The 21,257-nt window shown below is 43.8% G+C and carries 20 protein-coding genes; 12 read left to right on the forward strand and 8 right to left on the reverse strand.

Annotated elements, in window-relative coordinates:
* From FS373_RS14730 to FS373_RS14745, 4 genes are all read right to left on the reverse strand, one after another.
* Positions 1 to 1,872 carry a 2Fe-2S iron-sulfur cluster-binding protein gene (locus tag FS373_RS14730; RefSeq protein WP_144046487.1) on the reverse strand — a complete coding sequence of 624 codons (1,872 nt, stop codon included), beginning with the start codon at positions 1,870 to 1,872 and terminating at the stop codon, positions 1 to 3.
* On the reverse strand, positions 1,872 to 2,675 hold the full coding sequence (locus tag FS373_RS14735; RefSeq protein WP_227992798.1) for a PepSY domain-containing protein: 804 nt from the start codon (positions 2,673 to 2,675) through the stop codon (positions 1,872 to 1,874). The genes FS373_RS14730 and FS373_RS14735 overlap by 1 nt, the downstream gene beginning before the upstream one ends.
* A gap of 727 nt (positions 2,676 to 3,402) precedes the next feature.
* Entirely contained in the window at positions 3,403 to 4,359 is a 957-nt protein-coding gene (yidZ, locus tag FS373_RS14740; RefSeq protein ID WP_152829728.1) for an HTH-type transcriptional regulator YidZ, read from the reverse strand.
* A complete protein-coding gene (locus FS373_RS14745; RefSeq protein WP_152829729.1) occupies positions 4,334 to 5,611 on the reverse strand; it encodes an MFS transporter in 1,278 nt (425 codons plus the stop codon). Before FS373_RS14745 ends, yidZ begins: the two co-directional genes overlap by 26 nt.
* 492 nt (positions 5,612 to 6,103) lie before the next feature.
* Between FS373_RS14745 and FS373_RS32455 the strand changes: the two genes are divergently transcribed.
* Positions 6,104 to 6,238, forward strand: coding sequence for a hypothetical protein (locus FS373_RS32455; protein ID WP_265575334.1), 135 nt, complete (start codon positions 6,104 to 6,106; stop codon positions 6,236 to 6,238).
* Positions 6,239 to 6,365: 127 nt separating this feature from the next.
* Here the strand turns inward: FS373_RS32455 and hmgA are convergent, their stop codons facing one another.
* On the reverse strand, positions 6,366 to 7,658 hold the full coding sequence (gene hmgA, locus FS373_RS14750; protein ID WP_144046491.1) for a homogentisate 1,2-dioxygenase: 1,293 nt from the start codon (positions 7,656 to 7,658) through the stop codon (positions 6,366 to 6,368).
* 416 nt (positions 7,659 to 8,074) lie between these two features.
* Here hmgA and FS373_RS14755 point away from each other — a divergent pair, with 416 nt between their 5' ends.
* Positions 8,075 to 8,704, forward strand: a complete 630-nt coding sequence (locus tag FS373_RS14755) for a MarR family winged helix-turn-helix transcriptional regulator (RefSeq protein WP_144046492.1) — start codon at positions 8,075 to 8,077, stop codon at positions 8,702 to 8,704.
* 294 nt (positions 8,705 to 8,998) lie between these two features.
* Complete coding sequence (locus FS373_RS31510) at positions 8,999 to 9,160, forward strand: hypothetical protein (RefSeq protein ID WP_185977033.1); 162 nt, start codon at positions 8,999 to 9,001, stop codon at positions 9,158 to 9,160.
* Between the two features lie 6 nt (positions 9,161 to 9,166).
* Here FS373_RS31510 and FS373_RS14760 read toward each other — a convergent pair whose 3' ends face one another.
* The 3 genes from FS373_RS14760 to FS373_RS14770 form a co-directional block, all read right to left on the reverse strand.
* Positions 9,167 to 9,454 (reverse strand): GIY-YIG nuclease family protein, encoded by a 288-nt coding sequence (locus FS373_RS14760; protein WP_152829730.1) that lies wholly within the window; start codon positions 9,452 to 9,454, stop codon positions 9,167 to 9,169.
* Positions 9,455 to 9,862: 408 nt separating this feature from the next.
* Complete coding sequence (locus FS373_RS14765; RefSeq protein WP_152829731.1) at positions 9,863 to 11,011, reverse strand: hypothetical protein; 1,149 nt, start codon at positions 11,009 to 11,011, stop codon at positions 9,863 to 9,865.
* 196 nt (positions 11,012 to 11,207) lie between these two features.
* Entirely contained in the window at positions 11,208 to 11,951 is a 744-nt protein-coding gene (locus tag FS373_RS14770; RefSeq protein ID WP_152829732.1) for an SGNH/GDSL hydrolase family protein, read from the reverse strand.
* An 895-nt stretch (positions 11,952 to 12,846) separates the two neighbouring features.
* Between FS373_RS14770 and FS373_RS14775 the strand changes: the two genes are divergently transcribed.
* The 9 genes from FS373_RS14775 (at position 12,847) to FS373_RS31515 (ending at position 21,209) form a co-directional block, all read left to right on the forward strand.
* Positions 12,847 to 14,184: a DUF1570 domain-containing protein gene (locus FS373_RS14775; protein WP_152829733.1), complete on the forward strand. Its 1,338-nt coding sequence runs from the start codon at positions 12,847 to 12,849 to the stop codon at positions 14,182 to 14,184.
* A gap of 204 nt (positions 14,185 to 14,388) precedes the next feature.
* Positions 14,389 to 16,437, forward strand: coding sequence for a GH-E family nuclease (locus FS373_RS14780; protein WP_152829734.1), 2,049 nt, complete (start codon positions 14,389 to 14,391; stop codon positions 16,435 to 16,437).
* 12 nt (positions 16,438 to 16,449) lie between these two features.
* The gene (locus FS373_RS14785; protein ID WP_152829735.1) at positions 16,450 to 16,872 is read left to right on the forward strand and encodes a tetratricopeptide repeat protein; all 423 of its coding nucleotides are present in this window, start codon (positions 16,450 to 16,452) and stop codon (positions 16,870 to 16,872) included.
* 178 nt (positions 16,873 to 17,050) lie between these two features.
* Positions 17,051 to 17,233: a hypothetical protein gene (locus FS373_RS32035; RefSeq protein ID WP_227992800.1), complete on the forward strand. Its 183-nt coding sequence runs from the start codon at positions 17,051 to 17,053 to the stop codon at positions 17,231 to 17,233.
* Positions 17,176 to 17,721: a GAD-like domain-containing protein gene (locus FS373_RS14790; RefSeq protein ID WP_227992802.1), complete on the forward strand. Its 546-nt coding sequence runs from the start codon at positions 17,176 to 17,178 to the stop codon at positions 17,719 to 17,721. The genes FS373_RS32035 and FS373_RS14790 overlap by 58 nt, the downstream gene beginning before the upstream one ends.
* 544 nt (positions 17,722 to 18,265) lie before the next feature.
* Positions 18,266 to 18,547, forward strand: a complete 282-nt coding sequence (locus tag FS373_RS14795) for a hypothetical protein (RefSeq protein WP_142874973.1) — start codon at positions 18,266 to 18,268, stop codon at positions 18,545 to 18,547.
* A gap of 358 nt (positions 18,548 to 18,905) precedes the next feature.
* A complete protein-coding gene (locus tag FS373_RS14800) occupies positions 18,906 to 19,664 on the forward strand; it encodes a class I SAM-dependent methyltransferase (RefSeq protein WP_322619506.1) in 759 nt (252 codons plus the stop codon).
* Positions 19,657 to 20,766 (forward strand): HNH endonuclease, encoded by a 1,110-nt coding sequence (locus FS373_RS14805; RefSeq protein WP_322619507.1) that lies wholly within the window; start codon positions 19,657 to 19,659, stop codon positions 20,764 to 20,766. The genes FS373_RS14800 and FS373_RS14805 overlap by 8 nt, the downstream gene beginning before the upstream one ends.
* A gap of 275 nt (positions 20,767 to 21,041) precedes the next feature.
* Entirely contained in the window at positions 21,042 to 21,209 is a 168-nt protein-coding gene (locus FS373_RS31515) for a hypothetical protein (RefSeq protein WP_194165865.1), read from the forward strand.
* Positions 21,210 to 21,257 lie beyond the last annotated feature (48 nt).

Genomic DNA, 21,257 nt, shown 5'->3' on the forward strand with positions numbered 1-21,257 from the left:
TTAAGTAAAATCATCGAAGGCTATCTGACTATCATCTACTTTTTTGGATTTCAGCAGGTCTATGGTCGAGCTCATCATGGCGGATGGGCCACACAGATAAAACTCGACCTTATCTAATGATGATTCAAACTCAGTACTCAGATCCTCTGCCAGATGATCCTGTACATATCCTTTCGCCCCATCCCAGCCATTACCCTTGGTCGGTGTTACGCGTGACAGCACGGGAATGTACTTGAAATTAGGGAAAGTGGTCGCAAGTTGCCTGAAAGCGTCTCTGTAAATAAGATCCGCCTGGGTACGTGCACCAAAATAGAAATGTATCGGCCGGGTGCTATTTAATTTTATTAGCTGCTCCTCTATCAAGGATTTCAGCGGTGCCATGCCTGAGCCTGCTCCTATCAGTACCATAGGTGAAGCTGAATCTTTGTTCGTAGATTCTATTGCGAAGAACTCCTCAAATGGACCCACAGCTTCTATGGTTTTGCCTGGAGTCAAGTTACAGATGTAGCTCGAGCCGATACCGGGTTTAACCTTCTCGCTTGGCGACGTCTGAATCTTCACGGTAAACACTAGCTCATCGGTCAGGCCATCGCCATTAGCCAGGGAGTAGTTACGACTACAGGCAAGGTGCTCATAGTCCATGTGTAACACTTCTTGCCAATGGTGTAGCAAGTCTGTGGGTAAATCGACGGGAATAGAGCTACCTTGAGCCGATGGAATGAAGAAGCGCATAAAGGCGCCGGCCTTAAATTCAAGGCGTTCACCGCTGACAGATTTAAAGCGCAGCTCCTTGATGTAAGGGCTGATAAATTCACTGCTTATTAACTGTAACTCGTGGCTTGCCGCTTTAGTCACATCGACTAAGGTTAATTGATTAAGCTCGTCGCTATTATGCTGACAGGCTAAACGATAACCCATATCCAGCTCTTGCTCGGTCAACTGACTCTTATCCGCCGAGGTCATCTTAACCTTAGACATCACCTTTATCTTACATCGGCCACATGTCCCGCCACCGCCACATGTCGAGGGCAGGGCAATATCATGGTTGATCAGGCTATCGAGTAGATTTTCATGACTGGACATAGCCAGCTTGCCCAAGCTCTTCGAGTGTTTGTCGAAAATATTAATCTTCTTGGTTTTAGCGAAACGGCCGCCAAACAGAGAGGCCAAGGTATATTGGCCATTAAACCCTAACTCTATGGTCCAGATAAGGCCGGTAAAGGCGAAAAACAGGGTGAATACGGCGAAAACGATAATTTGAACATTGTTAAAGCTGCGTTCTTCGGCGTAATCCATGAAATGCAGCATAAAGGCGATATCGACGATACGTCTGTCATCGTTGGTATGCGCCGCGAGTCTGCCAGAGCCTGCATCGAGATAGACCCGAGTATTTATCTCATCGTCAAAATCGATACGCCAGAGAATGTTTTGCTCCTTTAGCCTGTCATCAAATGGTGGCCCTTGTTTAACGGCGCCGACTATTTTTCCTGGCCCCTTATATGACGCGATCGCCAGTGCTTTCGCCATAGTCTCATCGACAAACGCCTGTTTACCCGTTAATGCATCTACTAAGGTGTAGTCATTGTTAAAGTATGAATAGAGTGCTTTATCATGGGTGAGCAGGTAGTAAGGTTGTGCGAGTAATGATATTTGTGACAGTGAGACTGAGTTTTTAAAAGTGTGTAATACCTGTTTTGGCTCCACAAGTTGTGTCAAGTCAGCACTGGGCTCGGTGACGCGTACGCGATATTGATTGCCCGAGGCCGCTAAGGGATCCATGACATTAAAATACAAGCCTGTACCTAGCCAAATAAGCAGCTGTAAGCCAACCAGAAGCGATAACCATTTATGAATCTTCTTAATTAATAGCATTAGCTGACCTCCTGATTTAAAGAGGTCTTGCTCTTGTCAGACTTACCGTGTGAGCCCTTGTTAGAACTCTTGTGTAAGTTATTGCCGTCATTGGGTGCAACTGAGTCTTCCTCATCCTCACTGGATTTAAAGACTCTGAAATAAGTTAAGATAAGACCCAATATCGAAGCCGTTAGAGAAAATAGTAAAAACCAGAACAACAACCAGTTGCTGGGATCTTCATCTTCATAATCCATCACATGTAGACTGAACATAAGATCGAAGGTGCGCCAGAACTCATGACGTTTAGTCACCAACTTGCCTGTCTCGGCCGACACATAAATAGAGGGACTGCCAAAGTCATCGAAATTTACCCGCCATGCGGGTAACACCCGGCGGCTGAGCTCGAAAGGTGGGTCTTGAGTGATTAACTCAACTTCTGCTACCTCACCGTCACCAGTGTAATAGTGCTTAGCGGCTTTGACTGCCGTTGTTTGGTCAAGGGGAGATAATAGCAGGCCAGTATGCGCATCGATTAAAAAATCTTGTTCACCTTGCTTGAAGCTGTACACCGTTTTGCCTAGAAATACGCCCATTTCCAGACGCTCAGCGTCCGGATAAGCCTGGACCAGTTCGGCTAAGGGATAGTCGATTTTATCCGGATTGAGCTTAGTCTGATGATTCTCCACTAAGCTGTCGCCGTGAATATAATCAATATCGAAGATCACCATATAGGCCCCAGACACGGACCAAATTACAAACTGCACACCCACAAATAGCATCAACCATCTATGGTATTTACGACTTATTTTCAATAAGTTCATTGTTGTTTTCCCTTGTAGATTTTACCGCACCGGTCATAGCCAGTGCCTTTGTTATTATAATGTCCAAACTAGCCATTAGTTAATAGCCAGACAATGATTAACTATAGCTAGCCATGCTCGAGTTAATCCTTATTTAGTTGTGAGCTACAGAGCTACAGAGCTACAGAGCTACAGAGCTACAGAGCTACAAGTCGTCAAATAATGAAGCTAACGTGATTTAGCCGAGTAACGTGCACCTAAAAGATGCAGCAAACAATGTAAACTAAATGCCTGCTACACGGGCAATAAAAATGTAACAGAGTGAATAGATTGAGTATGATTTATTCGATACCCGTCTCAAGTATGCCGACATGACATATTACTACGTCATCCTGGAACAAGAGTGCCGGAATGATCAACGATTCCGTCTTCCCGGACTCGTTCCGGGATCCAGCTTTGTCTTTAGATTCTAAAGAATAGATTCCGGCCAATGAGAGTGCCGGAATGACAGAAAGGGAGCATGCTGGAAAGATCAACTATTACGTCTTCCCGGACTCGTTCCGGGATCCAGCTTTTGTCTTTAGATTCTAAAGAATAGATTCCGGCCAATGAGAGTGCCGGAATGACATAAAGGGAGCACGCCGGAAAGACAATAAGGAAAGGCCGTTCACTTAGCTCTTCACTCATCGCAGATTTAAACCCTTCTTTGCTCCCCAAGGCGAAGCCGTCATCTCAGCTTCTCCTCGTTCTAGCTTTGCTCAACCATCTCCTTAATCGTCTCTTTGAGCCAACGTAACTTGGGGTTATGGGAATTACGCTTATGCCACATCAAGGTAATGGGGATCTCGATTTGTTTACTCGCTGCTGCACTGATGGGTAAAGGCCTAGTGACCAGGTTGGGACGATATTGCTTAATATAGTCTTGGCAATAGCTTGGCGCTGTAGTGAACATGGTTTGATTGGGCTGCGCCGCCATAAACAAGGACTGCTCGAAGGTCGATAACGACAGGCCTATATTACGACTTAACCCAGTCTCAGCTAAAATCTCATCCAGTGCCCAGGTCTCAGCCTTTTCCCAAAGTATATTGATATGACGGTATTTTAAAAAGGTGTCCATATTCCAGTTTTCATCCAGCGCCGGATGATTTTCTCTGAGATACACCAATGGCAAGTCGGTAAACAGCACTTCATAATCGATAAAGTAGGGCAGTAAGTCGAGTGTTTCTGATGAACGCGGATGACTTTCTCGTCCACATAAACCGATATCGGCCTCACCATTGATAATGGCCGCTAACGAGTCATACTCCCAGTTACGGATTTTTATGTTGGCATCTGGATATTGTTGATTGATACGTTGGGGTAACTCGCCAAGTTGAAGCATATGTAGCGGCGACTCCATCATCAGCTGAAAGCTGACGCCCTTAGGCGTCTCGCTACTGCGTTTGGCAGCGATTTGAGTCGCAACCTGAAACCATTCAGAAAGATCGCCTTCCATACTCAAAGCAAGCGGTGTGGCCTGCAATCCTTGTGGTGTACGCACAAACAAGGGATCGTCAAACCAATCTCTGAGTTTTGCCAGAGATTTACTCACCGCCGATGGTGTCACCGACAGCCTTTTAGCTGTCTTAGTCACGCTGCGCTCGTTTAAGAGTAGCTGCATGGTAAACAGCAGATTTAAATCAAGACGATGCAGGGACTTTGTCATTACTGTTTAGCTCCGAAACCTTGTGAGTTAACTTGTCACTCGATGCTGTGTCACTGGGGACAACAAGCAGCAGTATGATGCTACTTACACTTGCTAGCAGCAACAAGAATATCAACATATTAAGTGCACTCATGCTCAGCCAGCCCATCAGTGTGATATAGGCGGCAGAACAAGCTATCTGGCTAATACCTAACACTGAACTCGCCATGCCCGCTCTCCGGCTATAAGGAGATAGTGCCTGACTCATTGCCGTGCCGAACCCGATCGAGAATCCTGCGCAAATCAAACTTATACCGAGTAAGATCACACTGCTATCTAGCTTAAATTGATAGCCCGCCATTAGCACTACAGCAGATGATATAAATAGGCACTGAGACGCTAACATTATTCTTTGTTGTCCAAAATACGTCAGTAACTTAGGTGCTAAAAATGAGGTTGCCATACTAATCGCCGCTAAGCCTGCCATCGCCGCCGAGTACTCACCGGTCGAATAGCCCATCTGTTCCATCAATAACATAGGAGAGATGTTTACATAGGTCAGGATAACGGTGACGGCCAAAGAGGTCGTAGTCAAACGACTGATAAATAATCGAGAGACTAGCGACTCATTGCTGCTTTTTTGCGTACCTTCATTGTATGGAGCATGATTAAAGCTGTTTTCTGACTGTGTACTTGTATTCGTATGAGACGCCTCAATAAGACGAGGCTTAGTTTCTTTTAATATCAACAAACAAAGCTGAAAGATCAGCATGGCCATAATTGCCATAGAGAAGAAAAGGCTAGACCATTCGAAGCGCATTAAAATCACATGACCTATTACAGGGGCCAAAACAGGCACAATACAGGTAATGCCGTTGATCATGGTCAGTACCTTGGCGCGTTTGTCATCATCTAAGGTATCGCGCAAAATTGCGAAGGTCACCACATAACAAAAGCCTGCGCCAACACCTTGGCCGAATCGTGCAAATAAGAAATATTCGACAGTCACAGAGTTTGCTGCATACCAGGAGGCAATAGCAAACGTTGCAGCGCCCATCAAGGCAACGGGTTTACGTCCGACATGATCCGCGAACCATCCGGCTAGCAACATGGTCGAGGCCATGCCCGCTAAATATATAGAGAAGGCCACGTGCAAGTCAGCCTGTGAGGCATTTAAATCTCGCGCGATATCAGGCAGACCGACTAAATACAGATCTATGCCTAAGGGATATATAAGCACTAAAGCGAAACTACACAAAAGGTATCTAAACATTATCAGTTAAGGTCTTATTTTGATAAACAGGAATGACCGAGAGACTAATGAGTTATGCATTGAAGCGCGAGTTGCCATAACGACAACAGGTATTTCCTATATGGAAATACGTTTTGCTTTGATATGTCATCCCGTTTTTTCTGTTGTTGTCTTCGACCGCCACGGAGGGAGGAAATGTCGATCATGCATTGAGCCGGACTTTTGCTGTTGTTGTCTTCCCGGACTTGTTCCGGGATCCAGCTTTACTCTTGGTGCGAAGAATGGATTCCAGCCTAAAAGAGTGCCGGAAAGACGAGGTGGGTGTAAATGGTCTTCTGACAGCCATGGGTCTGCGATATTCCCGATATCATTCAGACATTCCCCATATCCCTATGGGTCAAAGCGGGAATGTCGATCATGCAGGGAGCAATTATCGACCCGGACTTTCTTGTTCCTGGACCCAGCTTTTTCTTTAGGTGTGAAGAATTGATTCCGGCCAACAAGAGTACCGGAATGACAGTAGTTAAGCGTGCCGGAAAGACGGTAGGGGAAGTACTAAAATTTCCCAGGCCAAAGGTCGTCTTCTTAGCTTCACCAAGCGAAGCGTCCATCTTAGCAGTTCAGGTGAAACCGACATCTCAGCTTTAACAGAGGTCCTAGGCCCTCGTCTCAGCTTCACCGAGCGAAGCGACCATCTTTGCTTTCCAAGGCGAAGCCATCCTTTCGGTCTCTCCAGACCGAAGGTCGTCATTTCAGCTTTCTTCCCTCTCTGCTCTTAACCTTTAAACTTCTTCTTTATCGCCTTCCAGCACTGCGAATAATTTGGCTGGCGGGTCTTACCTTCAAGAGCAAACTTAGTCGGCTGTATGATGTAGCGAGACTCGAACATAAATGCCATGGTGTTTTCATAGCGCTGTGGGGCAAGTTCAGCGTTCGATGCTTTCTCGAATACTTCGGCTTCGGGCCCATGGGGTGACATGCAGTTGTGTAGGCTTGAACCTCCAGGCACGAATCCGTGTTCCTTGGCATCGTACACTCCTTCAATCAAGCCCATAAACTCACTCATCATGTTGCGATGGTAATAAGGCGGTCTGAAGGTGTTCTCGGCAACCATCCAACGCGGCGGGAAGACCACAAAGTCGATATTGGCCACACCTGGCGTACCAGAAGGGGAAGTCAGCACGGTAAAGATTGAAGGATCAGGATGATCGAAGCTCACTGTGTTGATCACATTGAAGCGTGAAAGGTCGTACTTGTAAGGCGCACTATTACCGGTCCAGGCAACTACATCGAAAGGGGAGTGGCCTATGTCACAACGGAACAGGTTACCGCCAAACTTAGTGATTAATTCAAAATCACCTTCTTTATCTTCGAAACAGGCTATTGGATACTCAAAGTCGCGATCGTTGGCATAACCATTGGCACCAACTGGGCCGCGTTCGGCTAATACATAAGGGTGGCCATAGTTTTCACAGATATAGCCGCGAGCCGTGTCGGTGAGTAATTCGACAGAGAACTTAATACCACGTGGGATCACCGCAATCTCACCGGCTTTAATGGCAAGCTTGCCACATTCGGTATGCAAGATAATCTCACCAAGCTCAGGCACAAACAAAAGCTCACCGTCGGCATTACAAAAATAACGGCCTTCCATCGAGCTGTTGGCCACATAGATATGAATGCCAATACCAGCCTGACCGTTAACACTGCCATTAGCCGCCATAGTGACTAAACCATCGATAAAATCGGTTTTGTCAGTCGGTAATTCAACGGGATCCCAACGTAGCATCGTCGGCGGGGTGACGACTTCAGTGATGGGCGCACTGCGAACCAATGCATTGTTTATCGCTTCATATTCACCTTGAACCACAGAAGGGCGAATACGGTAGAACCAGTTACGGCGGTTATCACAGCGAGGCGCAGTAAAGGCGGTGACATTAAACTGCTCGGCATACAGGTCATATTTTATCTTCTGCGGGCTAAACTGACCGATTGGCAGGGCACCTGGCAGGGCTTCGGTCTCAAACTCGTTACCAAAACCTGTCATATATTTTAGTTCAATCGTCATGCTTGCTTGTCCTCTATGGCACCCAAGTTCACACTCAGATGATCTGATTCTTGTATTGTTATTTTGTTCTATCACAATAAAACTACTCTCAAGTGAGACTAGTTTCAATCTTTATGCTATAAATAGTCACGAGATTTACTGTCAACTTTGACTGGGTTTTGTAAATGAAACTGTACAAATTGATAAAGCCAATTGAGATATTGTAGGTTATAAGTCTCTAGTCTAGTGTTACAAAATATATAGATTGCCAGGTTCTGCTTGTGCATGCTCTTAGGTTTAATCAGAAATAGTAAGCGTAATAGTCACCAAGTGCCGTTAAACTGATTTGGCAACAAACTAGTCTCATGTGAGAATTAATCAGTATCCGTACGCCCTAAACTAAGAACTAAATCAAGAACCAAACAAAGAGAAAGCTAATGCCTGAATCACGCGAATCCAGTCTCATGTTAAAAAACTTCCTTCCCTATAGGTTAGTGAACCTGGCTCAAAACGTGAGTGAAAAGTTCGCCGAGGTCTACCAGAGTGAATTTAATCTAACCACACCAGAGTGGAGGATACTGGTCCACCTTGCCGAGCATGATGATCGCAATAATGGAAATGGTAAAAGAGACTTAGTCGATAATAGTGCTAAGAATAATGATACTGCTGAGCGAGTTGAGGCGGCAGACAAAAGTGAGCGAGTAGAAAGAACGGAGAAAAGTGAGACAACCAAGAGAGCTGTGGTAAATGAGATAGTTGAGAAGAATAAAAGTACCGAGCCTACCGGCATTAGCGCCAAAGAGCTCACCATACTGGCATCGATGGATAAGTCCACCGTCTCACGCGCCGTCAAACTTATGTTAGACAAAGGCTACCTGATAAAACAGCTCGATGAAAATGACAAACGCGCCTCAGTATTGGCATTAACGCAGCAGGGTAAAAAGCTGTATCAAACCATTGCCCCAAAAGCTTTAGCCTGGGAAGCTGATTTATTAGATGTGCTCAGCGCGTCCGAATACCGCGACTTGATGCGAATAATAGATAAACTGGATAATAGACTAGCTTAAGTTTGAAGTTCTTTATACCCAGCTTATTGAAGCTTAGAGCTCACTTAAAGCCTGGACAATGGATTCCGGCCAAAAGAATACCGGAATGACGTACATCTCGTCTTCCCGGACTTGTTCCGGGATCCAGCTTTTGTCTTTTGGTTATAAAGAGTGGATTCCGGCCTAAAAGAGTGCCGGAAAGACGAGATTGAAGAACACTGAACTAGTCGATTTTACTGTCATCTGACCTACAGGGATGTAGGAAATGTCGATTTGTGGTGACTATAGGGATATAGGAAGTAGAGTGAAGCATGGATGCTAGAACCGAGAGCAATTATCGACTCGGACTTGCTACCTTTGCTGTCATCCCGGACTCGTTCCGGGATCCAGCTCTTGTCCTTAGATTCAAAGCAATGGATTCCGGTCAACAAGAATGCCGGAATGACAATAGTTAAGCATGCCGGAAAGACGAACTAAAGAGGTTCAGCTCTGAATTTCATCCCATAAGTCATGCCATTCAGGATTCTGGCTTTCAATAAGATTGATTTTCCATTGCCTACACCACTTTTTAAGTTTCTTCTCACGAGTTATCGCTGAATACATAGAATCCGTAAGCTCATAGTAAACTAGTTGGGTAACATGGTATCTATCAGTAAATCCAGTGACGAGATGCTCTCTATGTTCCCAGATACGTTTAATCAGGTCACTAGTGACACCGACATATAAGGTTCCATTCTTTTTGCTGGCTAATATATACACACAAGGCTGCATGCTCTTCGTCCATGAAGTTAATGAAATCTAATTTTAGACTAGTAAGTCACGAGGAGCTGGGATAAAAGCAGACAAGAATAGATTCCGGCCTAAAAGCATGCCGGAATGACGATTGATTAAGCATGCCGGAAAGATGGTCGTTAAGCGTGTTGTAATAACGGTATGCGTGTAGTCGGTCATCTAGGATTTTTCTGGCTTCTGCCCTACATCTCTGTCGTCCCGGACTTGTTCCGGGATCCAGCTTTTGTCTTTTGGTTCTAAGCAATGGATTCCGGCCTAAAAGAGTGCCGGAAAGACGATATGCAAAGACGTCGGAAAGACTGTTGGTTGAGCACACCCTAATGGTCGTCGTAAACACACCGGAATGACAGTAGTTGAAGCCCTGCATAATAGCAGGGCATTTGTCATTCAATTTCTGCCGTAGATGCGGGGGCGGGTGTAGCGGTAGAAGCCATTTTGTTCTTCTTTTGATATGGTGGAGGAATCTTGTTCGAAGTACTTCTCTCTTAGACTGCTGAGCGCGGTCTGTAATGCTTGTTGTTGATTTACGTCAGTAGCCAGTTCAGTTTTTGATTCAAGTTCTAAATCAAGTTGAGGGCCTGTGAGCGTTGCCATCATAGCTTTTCGCTCTGTCATGTAGGCGTAGCCGGTTTGCCAGTTCTCTTCTTTAATTTGGTCTTGATCTGCAAGATAGGCTATTTGATCTTCATCGTATAACAGGTCTCGTCTGATGTTGTCGATTTGCGCTTGTCTGTCTTGTACGTCCATGGCTGCGAGATCGCGCTGTACGCTGCCGAATCTGAAGAAAATGTCGGCTATCATGCCCTTGCTGATGAGTAAGTTTTGTATCTCGCCGCCATAGTTATCTTCCAGGGCACTTTGTAATATCACTAGACGTTCGTTGATCTCGGTATCATCAGCAGCATCGAGTAAGGCAATGGTCTGCTGCATGTTGGCTTCTCGTGCGGCGATGCGATCTAATTCATCGGACCAAATCAACTTGGCATTATTACCAAACAGTTGATTGCGTTTATTCCAGAGTTGACCATTTCTTTCTAAAAAGGGAAGTGTATTGAGCTCTGCCATGCTGTCGAGCAACCAGGCGTTATAGATATCCATGGTGGCGATGGCGCTTAAAATATCGTGTGCCCATGAGGGAAATACTGAAGTGATCACCTCGTTGAAGATGCTTATACCTTCATCATGGTAGTTTTCGATAACATAGGCGCGTACTTCGATTAATGACAGCTGCTTGAGGATACCGGCCATGCCATTAGGGAATTCTTGTTTTAGGTTATCCGACAAGGCTTGTTTAAACTGAAGAAGGTCTTTATTGGCTTCAGGCATAGCTTCATCTGAGTTGCCCACTGGTTTCATGGCCTGTTCTGACTTTGGATCTAAATTGGCATTGTGAGTTATAACACTTGAATTATCGGCTTGCCGTTCTTGCGAGCTCCACATGTATATGGCTACACCTATGAGTGTTAACGCACTTAAGATAAGTAAAAATGTGTTTAGCTTAAATTGCTGAGTGGGTTTATCTATCGGTACTGTCATAAGCTAAATGTCCTATCCATGAAGGTGGCTGAACCGGGTTTATAATCGTACGAACTACTTTGTTAGTTGTCCTTAAAATAGTTCTGTAAATATTCTGAAAAATGTTGTTCGAATTACTCTTAGAATTAGTTGAAAAGTTCGGATGAAAACAGCGCCTTAGGTCCAGTCGACTTTCATCCTAATATTCAGGCGCTTTCTATAGCAGAGGTTCTAACAGAGGCCAGATAAGCGCGGCCATCTTTTGTGAGCCAGATGTGGTTGGATGGATATTGTCGGAGATAACATCACTGGGGACGATAACCGAGCGTGGGTCGATAAAGCTACAATTAGCAGTAGTATTGCTACAAGCCTCAGACAAACGCGTGTTGCCGTAATCAACAGCCTTGATCAGACTAGTGAGGTTACCTGTGGTGTGGTAATAACCCAGGTAGAGCACGTTTGATACGCTCTCGGTTTCCATTTGATTGAGCAAGGTCACCGCGTCAACATACACATCATCAACTAAAGAGATGCAAGAGTTGGTTAAATTTGGACGGTACCATTTAGTCTTACAACGATAGGGGTCGAATATCATGGCCGGAATGAGGATATCGTTGCCTCCACCGTTCATGACGATAGTTTCTATGGTTGAATGATCAGCCTTAGCATCGGCATATTGTGTAATGACAGAGGTAGCCAATGCGCCACCAGCCAGTTCGGCACCACTTTGGGTATAATCTCTGAATGTCTCACCGGCATCTTGCTCCAAAAACATCTGGATCTCACCAGAAAGATCATAGATCGAATCACCTAAGGTAATAATCTCGTTTCTTTCGGCATTCGATACATAAGGATTGCCGCTACAGCCTACAATACTGACCATGAATATTAATCCCGCCGTCAGTTTGGCGAATTGTAGTGTATTTTTTAATACGCTATTACTCTGTCTCTTGTTCATCATTCTTCTCCATTGAATTTATTCTGAACATTCATTAGTTGAATTGTTATCCATTTTTAATTGATAACAATTTCACAACCTAAAGCAGAGATTTAAATCGGTCAAATAGTAAAAATAGAGATTTATCTAATTTATAAAGCCTATTTTCATCTTTTCAAACACAGCAGGTAAAAATAGTTTTTTCAGAAAAACACCAAATTTAAGCAGACAAATTCCTATCTCCATGGCGACTATTAAGCCCTTAAGTCTTTGACTCTTAGTGGGTAGCTTGAATGGAATGTCAGATAGGTAAATTATCGGAAGTAAGTTTTAAGATGTTGTTTTATCATGTAAACTTGATTAAGGAATTAAAAGGTAACAACTAGTTCAGGAAATAATCAGGGTTTAATATATAGATCCAACTCACCCAGTTTAAACGGGTCAATAAAACATTAGTGCTAAGGTTAAGTTATAAAATAATATTTATCAAAATACTGGTCAAACCACCATTAGAGTGATTACTTAAAACAGCGTGTAAACAAAATGTAGTGATTTAAAATAATTTAAAATAATTTAACCACAAACTAAAAAACATTCATTTAGTATGAAAAGCTAATTTTAAGTGGTTATTACCTAAAATAGAAAAAGATCAAAGATCGGAATAGAGTAGGGGGCTCTCATTAGTTATCCCGACCTAGGTACCATTGCCGTATTCTGACGGCTATGAACGTATGTCATCCCAGACTCACCCCGAAAGTCCTCTATTAGTCTTCCTAGACTCGTTCTTTTGCTGTCTTCCCGGACTTGTTCCGGGATCCAGCTTTTGCCTTAACACTCACAAGGCTTTCACCATTCGTTACAAACAGGTAACCTTGCTGTCTATCTCGAATGAATGAGTCGTGAGCTCGGAAAATAGCCAATGGAAACACGTTTAAGCCGGTATTTATTATTCATACTGTTAATGCTAATTATCGGATTAGCCGTTGAAGAGTACGGCAAAGACGGATTGCGTATGACCACTAAAGACAAGGTCATCGAACACTTCTTGGCTAATCGCTATAAAGCTGGGGTTATCTGCCGCGACAAAGGCTGGCAGTTTTGTCAAAACTGGGCAGAGTTACCAAGAAGCCGATTCACACTTGGCAAGACATCTGATAAACCTGATATGGCAACAATATCAAAGAATGGCGCTGGTACGCAGAAGCGAAATATAGAGCATAATGAGACTCTGACAACGTCAAAAAGCACGCCCAATTCAGGATTTAACACTGAACAAGAAGACACTCAATTTACTCAGGGCTACTCATTCGAGCATACAGAACAGAACTCAAACCAAAATCAATTTAAATACAACAATATCCCAGGTTGTGCCACTTCAACCTTGAATGAAGCCGAGCAGGCCCAAAGAAAACAAAACAGAAAGCGTATCTATAGCTGGACCGATGAAAATGGCCAGATGCACTTCACCGATGATGACAGAGAATACGCTCAACACGATATCGCTCTCACTCAATACCAAGAGCCTGAATACTCATTTGAACTCGAAGTTAACTCGACTGGTGGCAAGTTACCTCTGTACTACAAGGACAAGGTTACCGCAGCGATCAAAAAAGTGAGCGACATCTATAAAAGCTATCTTCCACACTCAGGTGTAGCACCCGTTAAAGTCAATCTTACCTTAGCTAAATCCAAAGCGAGTTATAATAATCTACAGGCTAAATACGCCCCTAATCTTGGCCCTAGCCAAGGGTTTTATGTCGCCAGACAAAATATGGCCGTGGTACACCATAAAAATGACCGCCAAGCGCATCAAACTTCGGTTCATGAATCCGTGCACGTGCTCAACGCAGGCTTATTTGGCCCTACACCGCGTTGGTTTAATGAGGGCATGGCTGAATACTTTGAAAGCATAGAGATGTCAGGCTTCTCAGCTAAAATCCCCGTAAGAGACTGGAAGCGAACGCTTACAGGTAAACAGCTTAGTTTAAATGCGCTACTCAACTCCAAACGACAAATCTGGGCCGGAAGCCAGCAAAGCAGTATGTATGCTCAGTCGCATTCGCTTATTCATTTCTTAATGAGCAGTAAGCAGGGCAAGCAGACCATCACAGCGCTATTAGCTCACATGGTACAAACAAGATGTGAGACATCAAATCCTAAAAGCATACTCAGCCAATATCCTGGTGGTTTAAGCCCACTACAAAATGACTGGATAGATTGGATGAATAACCGTCAATATCGTGCACACACGTTTTAGAGCGTAACCAGTCCCAAAAGCTGGGCCATTTATTGCCCGCTGGGCAACTTCTTGCTCAATTCTGGGCCACATATTGCCCAGTACTCACATATTAAAAACAGAAACCTAGATAAACACTGACTTTACCGTTTTGGTGTGATTTTTGCTGTATGCGGAGAGATTTATACCTAACTCCTTAAATGCTGTAAAAGGAAGTCACGCAGAATGTCGATACGTTTAGCCACACTTGATTCATTAATGCTGCACGATGCAGTGCTCATTGAGTCTGATTTATCTAGTCTTAGTGACGGAGATTGGCAAGCCATAACCCCGTCTGGGCATTCATTGGATAAAGTGAAAACCGAACTAGAGCAGGGTGAGCTAGTGGTGCTTACTGACACTCCTAGATCGCCACTGTTTGCCATGGAGCAGGGCAAGCCAACCGCAAACTCTGGATACGGGAATGGGATCAGTGCACAAACCCTGAATCAGTTAACCCGACGATTCGAGTCAAGGGGCAGCAGTACACTGTATAGTTTTGGTAGTGGTCGATCTTCTAGTAACAAAAACGACAATCTGGATCCTGCACCGCCGCTGGATTATGTCGCTGACACATCTAGAGTCAGAGTGGCCGAAAACAAACCTAAACCCGCGTTAATCAGTGACGATTTTGGCAAACCACCACCTAAGCTGGAACTCGAACTCTGTTACGACGACAGCGAAAAAACCTACGCCAGTAACGTGCCCTATAGCGTGATCTTCAGTGACCCAGCTAATACCGTCATTAAGGGCGTTCTTAATGATAAAGGCTGGGCTATGGTCGAAGGCGGACCCAATTATCCAGCTCAGGTGATATTTGGTGATGAAGCAGACAAGGCCGAAGCAGAAAAGGCACTTGAGTCTCAATATAAGCAGTTAGACACAGCACTTAATGACGTCGCTATACAAATTGCACAGCAAACACTCGATGCCAAAGAGGTCGCCAAGAAGAAAAAGCTTTTTGAAGTGACTGAGTCATTTAAAAGCGCAGTAGATAGCAAAATTGCAGAGCTAAACGCCCAGAGTGAAGAGTTTGATAACCTCTCGTACTTAGCGCAGTCATGGGAGCTAGCCAAATCCGCAAAAGAGGGCGCATCTAACGGGTTCACCGAATATCTGCCGGATTTAGGTGATTTCGGTAAGTTGATGGACGCTGCCGATATAGACATCACCATGCTGATCGAAGCCATAAGCACTGGTAACATCAACGACTTAGAAGATAAACTAAAAGAGTGGAATGATAGAGGCGGGCAAGGTTTATCACAAGCCCGTAAAACCATGGAAACGCTCATTCTATTACTCTGCGACCCGACTAGCCGTGAAATGTTAGCCAGTATACCAAAACGTATTCTGGCAGCCCTCCCTGAAGACCAAATCGCAGAGCTAACCGCATATCAAATGACCCAGATGGGGATGGATACCACTGTGGTCGTTGGCGGTACAGCTGTCGGTACTCTCGCAGGAGGTGTTGGTGGGCCCGTTGCAGCGGGAATACTCTTCACCGCGACCACAGCCCGAAAAGGCGGCAAGGCACTCGAAAGCACCATTAATATCGTCGCCGATATTTCTACATCACTGAAAAAAGTCAATAATCAGCATGACATCAAGCCTTATAAGAAAGAAAATACATTACCACTTGCCGCAGAGAATAAACCAAAAAAACCATCAAAAAACTCACAGTTAAAATCTGATACTAGTAGCGGTTTAGTTCAACCTAATAGTTTAAAAGTTAATGTCGATGGGCCATCTACAGAGGTTAAGTTTGGTTCGGAGGGCCAAGTTTATGCGAAATTACCTTCTTCAGATCCAACTAAGTTACGTTGGCAAAGAATGAATGGAACAGATAAATCTAACCGTAACACATATATGGGGGCAACTCCTGGCAAAGAGTCACGTGTTGGATTGGAAGTTCAAAAAAATATGAGAGAAAATGGTACTTTAGTAGGGAATCAAAATAATAGAGAAGTTTTGGGAGAAGATGGTAAATGGCACCCTATAACTAAAACAGATATGGGGCATGTTGAATCTGCCGTTGAATATTGGAATAGAGTCGGAAGATATCAAGGTGCAAAATCCCCTGAGGTCAGGAAATTTATGAACGATCCTTCAAATTATATACTTGAACCTTCTAGCATTAATCGAAGTAACGGGGCATCATTAGGGAAAAAATATCTCCCAGTAGCAAGTGAAGAAGAGAAGCTCAAGTTTTCCTTTGATCTAGATGAAATTGACTAAGGTTTAGCAATCATGCAATTACCAGATGAAATTTTTACTGAAGTAACAAAACTTTGTGCTTCAGCAGATGAACTCGTTAAATTAGAACGACTAGATGAAGCCAAAACTAATTATATAGAGGCATTAAAGCTTTTACCTGCTGATAGGAATGAGTGGGAAGCAGCTACATGGATATATGTATCGATTGGCGATATTCATTTCAAAAAAGAAAGTTTTGATAAATGCTTTAAATGTTTTTTTAATGCTGTGCAGTGCCCTACAGGATTAGGTAACCCTTATATACATTTAAGGCTTGGTCAAATGTATTTTGAAACTGAAAATTTCGATAAAGCAGCTGATGAATTGACCAGAGCATATGTAGGTGGTGGACTTGATATATTACTGGAAGATAATCCAAAGTATTTAGATTTTCTTGAGAGTAGAATTAAAATTTGAAAAAGTTAAAACATATTAAGCCAATTTATCTTTATCCTAAGGCATCAATGTGATGCCTTGATTCTATAAGTTTATACTATCGTAACTCCTCCACTATTGTGCCTATAAGCCGTAAAGCTGACCCAGATACCAACTTGAATTTAGACCTGCATCGATGTAAATAGAAAGGTGTAAGTAAATGAACGAATTTTTTAAAGATTTTTACGGTTTTTCAGGATTTGGTCCCGTTATTAAAGCAGAAAAACCAGCTGTTGAACTGCTTACTGATTTTAAAGATAAACTACCAACTCGAGTATTGGAGTATTGGAGTATTGGCAAGAATATGGCTTCTGTGGATGGGGTGAAGGAATTTTATGGATAGTCAATCCTGCGGATTATACGGATATTTTAGCCGCTTGGCTTAGAGATACTCCTTTTGAAAATAATGATAACTACTATGTAATAGCTCGAAGTGCTTTTGGCGAATTAATTGTTTGGGGAGAAAAGTCAGGGCAAAGTATAAGTATCAACGTAAATTTTGGAATGATTTTCCCAACAGATGATACTGTAAACTTAGAGAAAAGAGGACAAGAACATAGTATAGACCTGTTTTTTTCGTCTAATTCAAAGGATGGATTAGAAGAAGATTTAGATGAAAACCCTCTTTTCGAACGCGCTATGGTAATACTTGGTCCTCTAGAAGCCGATGAGATGTATGGCTTTGTTTCTGCACTTGCCATAGGTGGTGCACCTAAGCTAGAAAACCTTCAGAAAGTGAAAGTCATTGAACATCTAACATTCCTAGCTGATTTAGGCGAGAAGACTGTCATGGCCGATATCGTCGCTCTGTCGAATGCACTACACAAGTAAAACTGGATTCCGGCCAACAGACATGCCGGAAAGACAGAAAGGAAAGACAGAAAGGAAAGACGTAGATATGACAATAACACTAGTCATCTGACCGCATGGGTCTGTGATATTCCCGATATCACTCAATCCCTATGGGTCAGGTAGGAAATGTCTTCCCGGACTTGTTCCGGGATCCAGCTTTTATCTTTAAGCTCTAAACAGTGGGTTCCGGCCTAAAAGCATGCCGGAAAGACAGAAATAAAGGGTCTTAGACTTTCCTCGCCACTCGACACTAGGAACTCGTACCTTCTTAGCTTCCACCTCGCAACTAGTCTTTCTCGTCTCAGCTTTCCTAGGCGAAGCCATCATCTTAGCTTCACCAGCGCAACGCCGTGTTTGCTTCTCCAGACGAAGTCGTCATCTTTGATTTTACCTCACGGCTTTATTGCTCTCTTATTAATAGTCGCTAATTATCTGGCCTTCACCGCACTAGCAGCATAGAATTCGGCCACGACTAATTCAGTTTTAGCATTTATTCTTACCTAGGTATAAACAGGAATGGCAAATGAGTAAGAAGCCGGATAGACAGACAGCCATGTTACTTTTGATTGAGCAGGTAAAGGATGGCTTGCCCCTGTATGAACCCGACACCTTCATCTGCGGTCCGGACGGCAGCTGCGAAGGTTGCCCCAAGAAACTCTTGGAACTGGTCGATACCGAATTGACCTATTGGGAATCGGCCATCGAGCGTGGTGCTATCCCTAATTTCGATGAGATCTCCCGCTTCGGCAAGCTCTGCAAGAATGTGCGCCGGGGTCTAGTGCGCAACAATATCTTGAGTGCCTAACTAAGCATTCCCCATATCCCTATGGATCAGGCAGGAAATGTCATCCCGGACTTGTTCCGGGATCCAGTTTTTTCCTTCAGGCTCTAAACAATGGATTCTGGCCAACAAGCGTACCGGAAAGACAATAGATAGGCTTAATGGGTAAGTGCTGTCTTAGTCGCAGCTCGATACTCGCTACTTCACTTATTCGTCATCTGACCGCCATATGTTATAGGTCAAGTAAATAGAGTATTCACTATTCTTTTCTCTGCGTCACTATGGTAACGTCTTTTGCATAATTGATAGTTATATCAATTGAGTAACTATCAATTATAAAGCATCAATTAAGTAACCAATCAGCGCAGAGGGAATCGCGACCGTGACAACTGAGACCTATGACAGCCTCAACAACAGATTTTATAACACCAATGCCGAAGAACTGGCAGAGCAGTATCTGTCTACGTCTTTCGAAGAGGTTCACGCGTCCTGGTTGCCTCATCTTAGAAGTATTCTCAATCCGTCATCAGTTAAGCCTGCCTTAGCATCCCATAGGTTACCCGAAGCTTCGCTACTCGCTAATAAGCTAAGTGAACAGAATGCTAAGTTGCGTTTCTTAGATATCGGCGCCGGTGTAGGTCGTGATGTTAAGTATCTGGCAGAGCAGACCACAGTAAATCGAGAAGTAGAAGTTTATGCCGTCGAGCCCGCACAAGGCTTGACAGCTTTTGGCCTAAAGCTCACTCAAGGTCTTAATGTTACTTGGCTTGATGATGCGTTACCGGCTTTAGCACTAGTCACAAGTTTAGACACATGTTTCGATCTCATTCTGCTCAGCGCCATCTGGATGCACATTCCAACACAAGAACGAGCCGATTCGATACGAACACTCACTAAATTACTCGCTCCAAATGGAAAACTAGTCATCACGCTTCGTCATGGCCCGTGCAGTGATGAGCGTCAGATGTTTCAAGTGAGCGACAAAGAACTCGAGCAGTTGGCAGAAAGTGTGGGGCTAACCGTTATCGACACTTCAGCAAACGAAACTGATAAGCTAGGAAGGGCGGAAGTCTATTGGCAAACCTTAGTGCTTGCACACGCAAGTGTTTCAACTGCAAGCATGAGGTCCCTGGGTGAATAATGCATTCTTAAAAGACTCACTCTTGAAAGAGGTCGATGCCACAAAGCAGGTCGAGTTTATCGCTTACTTACAGCGCTTACTGGTAGAAGGGGACTTTGTCGCCACCTATAAGTTTGCACTGCTTCATGCTCTGGCTGATATCTGTATCGAAAAGGCTCATTACACACGCCCGAATGCAGGCTCGAATACAGATTCAAATATAAGCTCTAATATAAGCCATGAAGCCGACGGTATCATTACCATAGATGAAATCGTCGAGAAGTTTATCGAACTCTACTGGCAACACTCGCTGCCATTTAGCGCCACAGATGCCGAACCTTTTCTATTGTTACAGAATTCAGGTAAGCAATCGGCATTAATCAATAACCTGAGTGTTTTTCGTAGCCAAGGGGTAAGAAACCTGTCGCAACTTAAAGCCCATAGTGGTTGGAGCAAGTTGTGCAGTGAAACACGTAAGACACTCAAAGAAGGCCCGCTGTGGCGATTACAGCTATTGGCTGGTAACCCGGAGTGCTTTTACTATCCCCATGACAAGAGCAAAAAATACATTCAGTTGAACTCAGGTATCGCATTCTGTTTCAGACGTTTCCATGATTTAGTTGTGTCACTGGCCCGCAGTCACTGGACTCAGAAGGTGTGTGACTTTGCTTCCAATCAAAACGTCATCGGTGGCCAAGGCAATCTGTCTGACTTCCTGTTCGGCAGTGATCGCAAAGCCATTATCCAAGCGAGACCACTATTGCTGCAGATACAGCATGGTAACTGCTTCTATTGTCAGCAACAGCTGAAAGAGCAGGGCGAAGTCGATCACTTCATCCCCTGGGCTCGTTACCCGTCAGATCTCGGCCATAACTTTGTACTGGCACACAGCAAGTGTAATAACGCCAAGCGTGATCACTTAGCCGCAGAGCAACATAAAGATCGCTGGTTCGAGCAAAATATCATTAAGCATGAAAAGATCATCACCTTTGAGCTAAATAGTTATTTTGTCTGTGAGAGTCAGCGCTCTGAAGCCATTGCTACTTGGGCCTACCAGCTAGCAGCGCAGAACAATTCACCGCTGTGGTTAAAGGGAAAAGAATTTAAGGCGTTATTGGTGTAATAGAATAAGTGCAACTGTATAGTGAAGAACTAGAGCCAGAGTAGCCCAGTCTTTAATGTGAATTTTTAATATATGGTTTTGCAAGTATTTCTAACATCACACCTAGATACATTCTGATACTTTTAAGCTTGCTTACTATCCAGATCAAACTAATTCTATTTCAGTAGTTCATTCCTCGTTAATAATACTGCGTTCTAGTGTTAATTATGGCAAAATTCATCTCGATAAAACGTCCGTACCTGTTTGTTATCTACTGAGAAGGACCTTGTTAGGCTATGAGCATCAATAAAGCTAAGTTAACTGAAACAGACATCATCACTAAGTTTATTCTACCTTCCATAAAGCAGGCGGGTTGGGATGATATGACGCAGATCCGCCAAGAGGTGAAGCTGCGTGATGGTGACCAACTAAAGTCTCGTGTTAGTGATACATTAACCTCCTAACTCCAACTCACCTATAACATTGTCAAATAATCGGTTTAATAGCTGGTA

It is taken from the genome of Shewanella sp. YLB-07, assembly GCF_009377275.1.